Genomic DNA, 12,643 nt, shown 5'->3' with positions numbered 1-12,643 from the left:
TCATGGGAATGTCCGTAAGCGCAGGTGGCGGAGGACGCGGCGGGCGCGGCCACAGGCGGCGCGGCCGCCATCACGCCTTGATATCGGAGATCAACGTCACGCCGATGGTCGACGTGATGCTGGTGCTGCTGATCATCTTCATGGTCGCGGCGCCGCTTCTGACGGTCGGCGTGCCGATCGACCTGCCGGATACCCAGGCCAAAGCGATGAACGCCGATACGCAGCCTATAAGCGTGTCCATCAACTCGGCCGGTCAGATCTACCTCCAGGAAACCGAGATCCCGATCGAGGAGCTGGTGGCAAAGCTGCAGGCGATCTCGAAGACCGGCTATGAAGAGCGCATTTTCATCAGGGGTGACAAGTCCACCGACTATGGCACTGCCATGAAGGTGATGGCCCGCATCTCGGCTGCTGGCTACAAGAATATCGGCCTGGTTTCACTGCAGGAACAGGATCAGTAGACGCAAGATGAGGACCGGCCTCACCACATCGGTGATCTTGCATACGGTGGCGATCGCCTTCGGGCTGTTCACGTTGTCCTCGCCGCCCGCGATGCCTGCGTCCGATGCGGAATCGGTGTCGGTCGAGATCGTGCCGATGGAAGCGACGGCACAGGTCCTGCAAGGCGACAAGAAGGCTGTAATGCACGACAAGCCGGCGCCGGTACCGACGCAGCGTCCCGACATCGTTCCCGATGCCCAGAAAGTCGGCGATAACAGCGTCGACACCGACAAGCCGCCGACACCTGAGGCCAAGCCCCAGCCAGTCGACATGACGGCGGCTCCGCCACCCGCGCCGACGCCGGTCGAAAAGCCCAAGCCCGAGGACGTGCCGAAGCCGAAGGAAGAGCCGAAGCCTATTCCCGCTACGGAGGTGGCGCCGGTGCCGCAGCCGAAGGAAGAGGTCAAGCCCGAACCTGTCAAGCAGACCGAGCCCAAGCCGACGCCGGCCAAGGAGCCGACGCCCACGCCGCCGCAGGACAAGACTGCCGCGATCGATCCGCAGCCCGAGGTCAAGCCGGATGCCGTCGCCGAGGCGATTGCCAAGCAACCGCCAACCGAGGAGGCGCAGCTTCCGGACTCGGCGCCAGCACCCGAGGCTCGGCCAAAGCCGCAGCCGGCCCAGGCCGAGAGCGCCAAGGCACCGGAGCGCAAGGACGCCGACAAGCCGGTCAAGGAAGCCTCATCCAAGCCGAAATCGGACGACAAGCAATTCAACGCCGACGAGATTTCGGCTTTGCTCGACAAGCGGAAGCCGTCCGGCGGCGGCGCCAAGCGCTCGACCCAGCAGGCATCGCTCGGCGGCGAGAAGGATCAGGGCCAGAAGCTTTCGAAATCGGAGCAGGGGGCATTGGAGGCCCAGCTTGGTGGTTGCTGGACGCTTCCGGCAGGGCTCGAGGGTTCGGAGAATTTCGTCGTCGTGGTCCGGTTTAATCTGGACGCCTCCGGCAAGCTGGATGGCCGGCCGAGCGTTGAAAAGTCGAGCGGAAACCGCCCGTTTGACGAAAGCGCAGTGCGCGCGGTTCAGAAATGCGATGTGGCCGGCCTGCAGGTTCCGGCGGGCAAGCAAGACATCTGGTCCGACGTTCGGGTCACTTTTGACCCCAGGGAGATGCTCGGTCTTTAGGCCCGGCGCTACAGAATCAGCGAAAGAAGCGAGAAGACATGAAATCCATCCTCAAGCCGCTCCTGACGATCGCAGCGATGGCGCTGGGTATGACTGTTGCTGTCACCCTGCCGGCGCGGGCGCTCGTTGAGCTCAACGTCAACAAGGGCAATGTCGAGCCGTTGCCGATCGCCATCACGGACTTCCAGGGCGGCGATGCGCTCGGCGCCGAGATTTCCGGCATCGTCAGTGCCGACCTGAAACGCTCCGGCCTGTTCGCGCCGATCGACAAAAGCGCTTTCATTGAAAAGATCTCGAACCCGGATGCCACGCCGCGCTTCGAAGACTGGAAGGTGATCAATGCGCAGGCGCTGGTCACCGGCAGTGTCGGCAAGGAGGCTGACGGCCGCATTCGCGCCCAGTACCGGTTGTGGGACACGTTTGCCGGCCAGCAGATGTCGGGCGAGCAGTTCTTCGCCAACGACGCCAATACCAGGCGCGTCGCCCATATCATCGCCGATGCGATCTACGAGCGGCTGACCGGCGAGAAGGGCTATTTCGACACGCGCGTCGTCTTCATCGACGAGTCCGGTGCCAAGAATGCGCGCAAGAAGCGGCTTGCCATCATGGACCAGGACGGCGCCAACGTCCGCTATCTCTCGAACGGCAAATCGATCGTGCTGACGCCGCGCTTCTCGCCGAACCGGCAGGAAATCACCTACATGTCCTATGAAAGCGGCCAACCACGGGTGTATCTTTTGCAGATCGAGACGGGGCAGCGCGAGCTGGTCGGCAATTTCCCCGGCATGACGTTTGCGCCGCGCTTTTCGCCGGACGGCCAGAAGGTAATCATGAGCCTGCTGCGCGATGACGGCAATTCCAACATCTTCGCCATGGATCTGAGAAGCCGCTCGACAACCAGGCTCACCAACTCGACCGCCATCGACACCTCACCGTCCTACTCGCCTGACGGCAGCAAGGTGGTGTTCACCTCGGATCGCGGCGGCCGCGCGCAGATCTATGTGATGGGCGCCGACGGCTCGGGCCAGACCCGCATCTCGTTCGGCGACGGCGTCTATTCGACGCCGGTGTGGTCGCCGCGCGGCGATCTCATCGCCTTCACCAAGCAGACCGGCGGCGAATTCCAGATCGGCGTCATGCGCACCGACGGTTCGGGTGAGCGCATCCTGTCCACCGGCTTTCAGCAGGAAGGGCCGACCTGGGCGCCCAACGGCCGGGTGCTGATGTTCTTCCGCGATTCCAATGGCGGACCAAAACTTGTTTCGGTCGATCTCACCGGCCGCAACGAACAGTCGATCCCGACGGCGAACTTCGCCTCGGATCCGGCCTGGTCGCCGCTGCTGGAGTGATGGAAGAAGAACTGAGGAATTGAAGAACTGACGAACTGACGAGTTGAAGAACTGAAGAGTTGAAGAACTGAAGAATGGAGAAGGCAGGGGTCTACATCGAGCACGCGAGGGATTTAGAAGTCTATAAGCGTGCCTATGCGGTTTCCCTTGGGGTGCACAGAGCCACGCTTGCTTTTCCGAAAATGGAGCAATACGCGCTCGCCGATCAACTACGTCGTTCCAGCAAGGCGATCTGCGCCAATTTGGCCGAAGGCTTTGCCAAACAGACTCACTCCAAGCCCGAATTCGCACGCTTCATTTCGATGGCCATAGGATCATGCAGTGAGGTGGAGACCTGGATTTCGTATGCGTTCGACCTCGAGTACATCACACAGGCGCAACGCGACGATTGGTTGCAATCCTATGCCCGCATCTACGGAATGCTGGTCAATCTCAGAGAGAAGCTGAGGTGATCTCTTTCCTCAATTCCTCAGTTCTTCAGTTCCTCAATTCCCTCTTTTTCATGTTTTGGCCGCATTTCCGCCTACGGTCCGCGCTCATTGTCGCCCCTCGGCAGAACGGTTGCGGACGGCAGCCGAAACCAAATTTTAACCGTGTTTCTTGAGCGCCGGTTAACCCAAACGTGGTTACTGGACGATCAATGAAATCACTCGAATTGCGAAGGAGAGGCGGCATGGGCCGTATCGCAGCACTTACCACAAACCCGGTCATGATCGCGCTGGTCGCTATGCTCGCGATCACCGGTTGCGCCTCGAAGAAGACGCCGAACAGCGCCGCCGATCTCGGCCTCAACGGCGCCGGCGCGGCAACGCCCGGGTCGGCCCAGGACTTTACCGTCAACATCGGCGACCGCATCTTCTTCGATACCGATTCGTCCTCGATCCGCGCCGATGCGCAGACGACGCTGTCGCGCCAGGCGCAGTGGCTGAACCAGTACAAGCAGTATGCCATCGTCATCGAAGGCCATGCCGACGAGCGCGGCACGCGCGAATACAATCTGGCGCTCGGCGCCCGCCGTGCTGCCGCCACACGCGACTTCCTGGTCGCCAAGGGTGTTTCGGCGCAGCGCCTGAAGACCATTTCCTACGGCAAGGAGCGTCCGGTCGCGGTTTGCGACGACATCTCCTGCTGGTCGCAGAACCGCCGCGCCGTAACCACGCTGGGCGGCGCCGGTTCTTGATCGGCATAAATGCAACACTTGGTGCGAAAGGCGGCCAAAAGGCCGCCTTTTTCATATCTGCTCGCTCCAAACAAAATTTGGCCGAAGTCTCACGTCCTGTTAAGAGCCGAGAGCGTCTGGCTAGTCCCCGGTTGACTGGTCTACTTCGAATGAGAGGCGCGCAACAATGGTTTCACGGCGAGAGGCACATGCATTTCAGATCGGTCTTGAGCGGCACGCTTGCGCTGCTGCTCGTATCAAGTATCGCGGCACTTGCTGACGGGGCAAACGGCACCAGGCAGTCATCGGAAAGCGGTTTTTCCTTCCACCTGCCGACGATCAAACTGCCCGGCATTTTCGGCGAAAAGAAAAAGCCGGATCAGGTTCAATTCGCGCAACAGGATGGCACCGGCACTCCGGCGCTGGAGGAACAGCTCCGGCAGATGAACGGCAAGATCGAGGAACTCAATTTCCAGGTCCTGCAGATGCAGGAGCAGATCCGCAAGCAGCAGGAAGACAACGAATTCCGCTTCCAGCAGTTGGAAGGCGGTCCGCAAGGCGCGCAGCAGCCGGCCGAGCAGAAGAAGTCCGAGGCGGCGCCTAGCAGCGACAGCCCCAACGGCGACAGTAACGTGGCGGAGGCGCCGGGGACGCCGGCTCCGGCCGATGCGGGCAAGGCGGCAGACGGCGACAAGAGCATCGAGGACGTCATCGTCGAATCGCCCAACGGCGATCCCGGCAAGCTGATCCCCGGCGCGCCGCCCAAGACGTTCGGCACCATCACCGTCGACAAAAACGGCAATGTCGTCGAAGCCGACGGCAATGCGCAAGCGAATGCGCCGCAGCAGAATACGGCCCCAGCCAACGGCGCCAGCGCAGCCGGCAACAAGGCCGGTAAATCCGATGATACGGTGGTCGCGGCACTCCCGTCGACCAACGATCCGGAAGAGCTTTACCGCAATTCTTACCAGTTCATCCTGTCGGGCGACTACAGCACCGCCGAACAGGGGTTCCGCGACCATATCGCCCGTTTTCCCAAGGACGCCAAAGCGGCGGACGCGCATTACTGGCTTGGTGAATCGCTGCTCGGCCAGCAGAAATACCGCGATGCGGCCGAGACTTTCCTCGCTGCCAGCAAGGACTATCCCAAGGCCAAGAAAGCGCCAGACATGCTGCTGAAGCTTGGCGTTTCACTTGTCGGGCTGAAGCAGCGCGACGTGGCCTGTGCCACCTTCAGCGAGATCGGCAAGCGCTACCCCGATATTTCCAGCGCGCTCAAGGAGCGGGTCAAGCAGGAAAGGGCGCTCGCGGCGTGCTAGTTTTTCTGTTGCATGTCGTAGCCCCAAAACCGGGTCCACTTTTGGACGACATGCATGACGCTCGACACCGAGCCTGACCTTTCGGATTTTTCGCAGATCGACTTTTCCAACGGCGCTGTTGCGGCCGTGTCCGGCGGCAGCGACTCGACCGCCCTCCTCCTCCTCCTCAAAGCCCATCTCGACCGTACCGCGCCGGCAACGAAATTGCTGGCGGTGACGATCGATCACCAATTGCGGCCGCAAGCGGCAGCGGAAGCGCAAGCCGTGGCCAGGCTGTGCGCGGCGCGCGGCATTGCCCATCGCGTCCTCTCCTGGTCGGGGCACAAACCATCGACCGGCCTGCCTGCCGCCGCGCGCGAAGCCCGATACCGGCTGCTCGCCGAGGCCGCCGAAGCGGCAGGCATCGGCCTGATCCTGACCGGCCACACCGCCGACGACCAGGCCGAGACCGTGCTGATGCGGCAAGCACGTGACGACGGGCCAGGTGAGGAGAGGCCGCGCGACGAAGGGCGGGGCCTTGCCGGCATGGCGCCGGCAACCCTCTACGATTGGCGGCACTGGATCGTGCGGCCGCTGCTCGGCGTGCGGCGTGCTGAGCTGCGCGAATTGCTGCAACGCGAACAGGTCGCCTGGATCGAAGATCCGACCAATGCCGACACTGCTTTCGAGCGGCCGCGCGTCCGCGCAGCACTTGTTGAAGGCGACGATGCGCCTCGCATGGCTGAAGCTATGGCGCTGGCCAGAAAGGCGGCGGCCGAGCGTGAGCAGCTGGGCAATCGCGCGGCCATGCTGATCCGCAGCTTGGCCTCCAGGCCGGCCGCCGGCCTCGTCCGCCTCGATCGGGATTTTGCGACGGCCGCCGACAGCCGGACGGCCATTTATGCGCTGCGCATCCTGCTGGCGGCGACCGGCGGCACCGCCTTCCTTCCCGACCAGGCCCGCAGCGAAGCCCTTTTCGGCCGGTTCCGCACCGGGCCGCTTTGTGCCACATTGTCGCGGACCGTGATCGATGCCCGGCGTACCGGCATCTTTCTGCACCGCGAATTGCGGGATCTGCCGCCCGCTGTTGCGGTTTCCGACAATGCCCTGTGGGACGGCCGCAGACGGATCACATTGGGCGACAGTTCAGGTGCATTGTTGATCGCGCCGCCGTTGGTGGCACCGCTCGGGGCGGCTCTTGCCGCAAAGCGGGCAATTGAAGGGCATGGCACGCCGGCAAGCCTTGTACGTGCCGCCCTGGCCGCCGAGCCGGCGCTCTGGCGGGACGGCGAATGCCTTGGTTTGCTCGGGGAAGGCCCGGGTTTGCCCGGGGAAGGCCCGATGCCGGCGGCTGTCGCCGCATATCCGGCAGTCGCGCCCTTCGCCCGTTTCCTGCCGTCCTTCGATCTGGCGCCGGCCGATGCCGTCGCCGCGTTGCTTGGCGCGGCGCCCGTTCCAGCCGTGCCATTCGGCGGCCACAGTGCCGGCCTACCACGGGCGAAAGCTTAACCGAGACCTGCTGTTATGCTTGGCAAGGGGGAACGCTCTCCCTATGTTAGGGCCAAGTTTCCTCTCACGACGCGTGTCCGCCCAGCGGGCGCCAACGGGACAATTGATGAATCCGAATTATCGCAACCTCGCGCTCTGGGCGATCATAGCGGTCCTGCTCATCGCGCTCTTCAATCTTTTCCAGACGCCGCAGACGCGTGGAGCCTCGAGCGATGTTCCCTATTCGCAGTTCCTGCAGGAAGTCGCGGCGGGACGGATCAAGTCGGTGACCATCGCCGGCGCCCGTATCTCCGGCAATTACACGGACAGTTCCAACGGCTTCCAGACCTATTCGCCTGGGGACCCGTCGCTGGTTTCGCGCCTGCAGGACAAGAACGTCACCATCAATGCGCGTCCTGAATCCGACGGCTCCAATTCGCTGTTCGGCACCCTGATCTCCTGGCTGCCGATGATCCTCATCCTCGGCGTCTGGATATTCTTCATGCGCCAGATGCAGTCCGGTTCCGGCCGCGCCATGGGCTTCGGCAAGTCGAAGGCCAAGCTTTTGACCGAAGCACATGGCCGCGTCACCTTCCAGGACGTCGCCGGCGTCGACGAAGCCAAGGAAGATCTGGAAGAGATCGTCGAGTTCCTGCGCGACCCGCAGAAATTCCAGCGGCTCGGCGGCAAGATCCCGCGCGGCGTGCTGCTCGTCGGTCCTCCCGGAACCGGCAAGACGCTGCTCGCCCGCTCGGTCGCGGGTGAAGCCAACGTGCCGTTCTTCACCATTTCGGGCTCGGACTTCGTCGAGATGTTCGTCGGCGTAGGCGCAAGCCGCGTCCGCGACATGTTCGACCAAGCCAAGAAGAATGCGCCTTGCATCATCTTCATCGACGAAATCGACGCGGTCGGCCGCCATCGCGGCGCCGGCCTCGGCGGCGGCAATGATGAACGCGAGCAGACGCTGAACCAGCTGCTGGTCGAGATGGATGGCTTCGAATCCAACGAAAGCATCATCCTGATCGCCGCCACCAACCGGCCAGACGTGCTCGATCCGGCGCTGCTGAGGCCGGGCCGCTTCGACCGCCAGGTGGTGGTGCCGAACCCCGACATCGTCGGCCGCGAGAAGATCCTGAAAGTGCATGTGCGCAACGTGCCGCTGGCGCCCAATGTCGACCTCAAGGTGATCGCGCGCGGCACGCCGGGCTTTTCCGGCGCCGACCTGATGAACCTGGTCAACGAATCCGCCCTGATGGCGGCGCGGCGCAACAAGCGCCTCGTCACCATGGCCGAATTCGAGGACGCCAAGGACAAGATCATGATGGGCGCCGAGCGCCGCTCGTCGGCGATGACACAGGCCGAGAAGGAGCTGACCGCCTATCACGAGGCCGGTCATGCCATCCTGGCACTCAACGTGCCGTCGGCCGATCCGCTGCACAAGGCGACCATCATCCCGCGCGGCCGGGCACTCGGCATGGTCATGCAGCTGCCGGAAGGCGACCGCTATTCGATGAGCTACAAATACATGATCTCGCGCCTCGCCATCATGATGGGCGGCCGTGTCGCCGAGGAGTTCAAGTTCGGCAAGGAGAACATCACCTCCGGCGCCTCCTCCGATATCGAGCAGGCGACCAAGCTGGCGCGTGCCATGGTGACGCGCTGGGGCTTCTCCGACAAGCTCGGCCATGTCGCCTATGGCGACAACCAGGAGGAGGTGTTCCTCGGCCATTCGGTGGCGCGCACGCAGAACATCTCGGAAGAGACGGCGCAGATCATCGACGCCGAAGTGCGCCGGCTGATCGACGAGGCCTATTCGACGGCAAGGTCCATCCTGACCAAGAAAAAGAAGGAATGGATCGCGCTGGCGCAGGGCCTGCTCGAATACGAGACGCTGTCCGGCGAGGAGATCAAGCAGCTGATCGCCGGCAATAAGCCCGCGCGCGACCTTGGCGACGACACGCCGCCGAGCCGCGGCTCGGCCGTGCCGAAGTCCGGCCGCCGCAAGAAGGGCCCCGAGCCCGAAGGCGGCATGGAACCCCAGCCATCAAGCTAGGCTCCGGCCCAGGAGAGATCGACTTCGAAACGCCGCGGCTCTAACCGCGGCGTTTTCTCTTGGGGAATGCGACCCTTCCTGCATCGCTGGAAATTGGCGAAAGTGACGCTGACGGCCAATCTCCCGCCTCGTGGGGGAGATGTCCGGCAGGACAGAGAGGGGCGCGAAGGAATGAGGCCTTCTATCGTCCTCGTTGACGACTTCGGGAAGATCGACAAGGCGCGCCGGAGAATGAAGTTCGCATTTTTTGCCGACGGCGCCACATTTTGTTCTTGCTTTGTGCCGGCAGGTGTGCTACTAATTTAAATATGGTGCCAATTGGCGCCGCCGACCCGCCCACGGAGGCGGGTTTTTTTATTTCAGGCTCCTTCGACCCGACGTGGCGCGTGCTGCCGACCATCGATGTCGGCGGGACAGTGCCCAGGACAGTGCCCCTCTGTCCTGCCGGACATCTCCCCCACGAGGGGCAGATTGGCAGCGGCGCCGCTTGCGCGCGGATGGCGCTCCTCGCACGTGTTCGGCAGCAACAAAAAAGCCCGCGAACCTTGCGGCTCGCGGGCTCATGTCGTCGGATGGTGGCGCCGGTCAGCTCTTCAGCTTGGCGTTGCAGAGGCTGTAGAAGCCGCCGCCTTTCTGGATCCACCTGAGGCCGCCCAGCGTGTTGGCGTCCTTGTTGGCGTAGTAGAGGTCGAGGCAGGTGTGCATGCGGCCCTTGGCCGGGGTCTCGGTTGCATACTTCTTGGAGATCGCAGTCGGGAATTTCACGCCCTGGGGGGCGGTGATGGTCGGCGGTTGCGGATCGCCGGTGTACTTGGCGTCGGGAGCCGGCAGGGTGTCGTCGTCGGCTGCGCCGGCGCCGCATTGGCTCTTGCGGAAGTCGTTCCACTTCATGCCATTCAGCGTGTTGCCGGCCTTGGCAGCCTGATATTTGGCGCTGCAATCCGCCATGCTGAGGCCTTTGCCGGTATCGGTCGCGGCGGCTGTCGTCGCCTTGGCAGGTGCCGCGGCAGGCTGTGCGGCTGCAGTTGCGCCGGCGGCGCATTCACTCTTGCGGAAGTCGTTCCATTTCATGCCGTTGAGCGTGCCGGCAGCCTTGGCGGCCTGGTATTTGGTGCTGCATTCCTTGGCCGTCAGCCCAGGCGCCGCGTCATCGCTGCTGGCCGCCGGTGCTTTGGTCGTGGCGGCGGGTTGTGCGGCTGCCGTCGCGCCGGCGGCGCACTGGGTCTTGCGGAAGTCGTTCCACTTCATGCCGTTGAGCGTGCCGGCAGCCTTGGCGGCCTGGTATTTGGTGCTGCACTCCTTCGCCGTCAGGCCCGGCGCCGCATCGTCGGCGGCGGCTGCCTTGGTCGTGTCGGCGGCCTTGGCAGTGGCTTTGGCTGGCGCGGGTTCGGTTGTAGCGGCGGTGGCATCGGTGCCGCATTGGGCCTTGCGGAACTGGTTCCAGTTCTGCCCGCCAAGCGTTCCCGCATCCTTGGCCGCGTTATACTTGGTGCTGCACTCGGCCATGGTCAGCGCATTGGCAGGCGCCGCCAGGAATAAGGTCGCGACGGCAAGACCCGTCAAAGTGGCAAGTCGGTGGATGAGCATGCTTGTTCTCCCTACGGCGGTTCATGATATGTCCCAGTGCAGCAATAGCGCTCAACGGCTGGTTGCGCCAGATGCTAAGTAGCGTAGAGACAAATTTAGAAGTGCATTCTTTTCTTTAAGGTGATGAATTCGTTGCCGGGACTGTCTCCCGGCCAAGTTCGTCCGGGTGCATTGCACGGAGAGCGCGCATATGGCTGGTTCCCAGCGAGGACACTGCGTCGCATGACAGCCAGTCAAATCGGCGCGTGCGGCGGACCTGAGCCTACCGCTGTCTGGAGCAGCACGATGCGGATTCGGGTTCAAGGCCACACTGCCACAGACCAAAGGATACAGATGAGGTTTGAGTTGACGTTTCTGATGCTGCTGCCGCAACAAGGGCTCGGAACTTGAAAATCAACACACTAGCGTGACGCAAAACACACAAAACAATAATTTTCTAAGGATTGGTCGTCCATAATCATACAATGTGATGACGGGGCTTGGGCCATTTTATGGCATGAGATGCTCGGAAAGAACCATCGGGAAGCTGGCGAACATGGCAGGACATTATTTCGGTACGGACGGCATTCGTGGGCGCGCCAACAAGTTTCCAATGACGGCGGAGGTCGCCATGCGGGTCGGCATGGCCGCCGGCCTCTCCTTCCAGCGCGGCAGCCACCGCCACCGCGTCGTGCTCGGCAAGGATACCAGGCTTTCCGGCTACATGATCGAGAACGCGATGGTATCCGGCCTGTGCGCCGCCGGCATGGATGTCTTCCTGCTCGGCCCGATTCCGACGCCGGCTGTTGCCATGCTGGTGCGCTCGCTGCGCGCCGATATCGGCGTGATGATCTCTGCCTCGCACAACCCCTATTACGACAACGGCATCAAGCTGTTCGGCCCCGATGGCTATAAGCTGTCCGATGAGATCGAGGAGCGTATCGAGGGGATGCTCGACAAGGATATCGAACTGGCGCTCGCCGATTCCGATGGGCTCGGCCGCGCCAAACGCGTCGACGGCGTGCATGACCGCTATATCGAATTCGCCAAGCGCACGCTGCCGCGCTCGATGTCGCTGTCGGGCCTGCGCATCGTCGTCGATTGCGCCAATGGCGCCGCCTACAAGGTGGCGCCCGACGCGCTGTGGGAACTCGGCGCCGAGGTCGTTGCCATCAATGTCGAGCCCAACGGCTTCAACATCAACAAGGAATGCGGCTCGACTCATCCGGCCGGCCTGCAAAAGAAGGTGCACGAGGTGCGCGCCGATATCGGCATTGCGCTCGACGGCGATGCCGACCGCGTCGTCATCGTCGATGAAAACGGCGCGATCGTCGATGGCGACCAGATCATGGCACTGATCGCCGAGTCCTGGCACCAGAGCGGACGGCTGGCCGGCGGCGGCGTCGTCTCGACGGTGATGTCCAATCTCGGCCTCGAACGCTTCCTCGGCGACATGAACCTGCAGTTGCATCGCACCAAGGTCGGTGACCGCTATGTCGTCGAGCACATGCGTGCCCATGGGCTCAATGTCGGCGGCGAACAGTCGGGCCACATCGTGCTGTCCGATTTCTCGACTACCGGCGACGGGCTCGTCTCGGCGCTCCAGGTGCTCGCCTGCATCAAGCGGCATAACCGGCCGGTCAGCGAACTGTCGAAGAAATTCGAGCCGGTGCCGCAGCTTTTGAAGAATGTGCATATTTCCGGCGGCAAGCCGCTGGAGGAGGCGCCGGTCAAGGCGGCGATCGAAGATGCGCGCAATCGCCTCGGCAAGGCCGGGCGCCTGGTCATCCGGCCATCCGGCACGGAGCCGCTCATCCGCGTCATGGCGGAGGGCGACGACCCGCAGCTTGTCGAGTCCGTGGTCAACGACATCGTCGAGGTCATTTCGGAAACGCGCAGCGCCGCCTGATCTCCCTCCAACATGGGTCAAAAGCCCGCCTTGCCGGCGGGCTTTTTATTGGGTCGCGGCCAGCTCCGCCTGCAGCAACGGCCGCCAGATTGCTCGACTTTTAGAGATTCGTGGTTAATCAATACGGTTAAACGCCTTTTAACCTTTCCGATTCATTATCCACAACTGAGGTCAATCACATTTCGGGCGCGTTCG

The 12,643-nt window shown here is 62.9% G+C and carries 10 protein-coding genes; 9 read left to right on the top strand and 1 reads right to left on the bottom strand.

Features of this window, described 5'->3' with window-relative positions:
• The first annotated feature begins 2 nt into the window (after window positions 1-2).
• The 8 genes from tolR to ftsH all read left to right on the top strand — a co-directional run bounded on the left by tolR (window position 3) and on the right by ftsH (window position 8,973).
• Window positions 3-461: a protein TolR gene (gene tolR, locus NKI17_RS14725; protein ID WP_352454894.1), complete on the top strand. Its 459-nt coding sequence runs from the start codon at window positions 3-5 to the stop codon at window positions 459-461.
• A 7-nt stretch (window positions 462-468) separates the two neighbouring features.
• Window positions 469-1,626: a cell envelope integrity protein TolA gene (tolA, locus tag NKI17_RS14720; protein WP_352454893.1), complete on the top strand. Its 1,158-nt coding sequence runs from the start codon at window positions 469-471 to the stop codon at window positions 1,624-1,626.
• A 77-nt stretch (window positions 1,627-1,703) separates the two neighbouring features.
• Entirely contained in the window at window positions 1,704-2,975 is a 1,272-nt protein-coding gene (gene tolB / locus NKI17_RS14715) for a Tol-Pal system beta propeller repeat protein TolB (RefSeq protein WP_245274748.1), read from the top strand.
• A gap of 74 nt (window positions 2,976-3,049) precedes the next feature.
• Window positions 3,050-3,427, top strand: a complete 378-nt coding sequence (locus NKI17_RS14710) for a four helix bundle protein (protein WP_023677993.1) — start codon at window positions 3,050-3,052, stop codon at window positions 3,425-3,427.
• 221 nt (window positions 3,428-3,648) lie between these two features.
• Entirely contained in the window at window positions 3,649-4,155 is a 507-nt protein-coding gene (pal, locus tag NKI17_RS14705; protein WP_023677992.1) for a peptidoglycan-associated lipoprotein Pal, read from the top strand.
• Between the two features lie 188 nt (window positions 4,156-4,343).
• Window positions 4,344-5,453, top strand: coding sequence for a tol-pal system protein YbgF (ybgF, locus tag NKI17_RS14700; RefSeq protein ID WP_352906223.1), 1,110 nt, complete (start codon window positions 4,344-4,346; stop codon window positions 5,451-5,453).
• A 54-nt stretch (window positions 5,454-5,507) separates the two neighbouring features.
• A complete protein-coding gene (tilS, locus tag NKI17_RS14695; protein ID WP_352906221.1) occupies window positions 5,508-6,941 on the top strand; it encodes a tRNA lysidine(34) synthetase TilS in 1,434 nt (477 codons plus the stop codon).
• Window positions 6,942-7,047: 106 nt separating this feature from the next.
• The gene (gene ftsH / locus NKI17_RS14690; protein WP_023677989.1) at window positions 7,048-8,973 is read left to right on the top strand and encodes an ATP-dependent zinc metalloprotease FtsH; all 1,926 of its coding nucleotides are present in this window, start codon (window positions 7,048-7,050) and stop codon (window positions 8,971-8,973) included.
• A 585-nt stretch (window positions 8,974-9,558) separates the two neighbouring features.
• Here ftsH and NKI17_RS14685 read toward each other — a convergent pair.
• Entirely contained in the window at window positions 9,559-10,221 is a 663-nt protein-coding gene (locus tag NKI17_RS14685; RefSeq protein ID WP_502894515.1) for a hypothetical protein, read from the bottom strand.
• Window positions 10,222-11,095: 874 nt separating this feature from the next.
• On the opposite strand from NKI17_RS14685, the gene glmM reads away from it, so the two are divergent.
• Window positions 11,096-12,448, top strand: a complete 1,353-nt coding sequence (gene glmM / locus NKI17_RS14680) for a phosphoglucosamine mutase (RefSeq protein ID WP_031213285.1) — start codon at window positions 11,096-11,098, stop codon at window positions 12,446-12,448.
• Window positions 12,449-12,643: the final 195 nt, after the last annotated feature.

The organism is Mesorhizobium sp. M0816 (assembly GCF_040320005.1).
GTDB lineage: Bacteria > Pseudomonadota > Alphaproteobacteria > Rhizobiales > Rhizobiaceae > Mesorhizobium.
The sequence above is the reverse complement of the archived record's forward strand: the minus strand, read 5'-3'. Positions and strand labels throughout refer to the sequence as shown.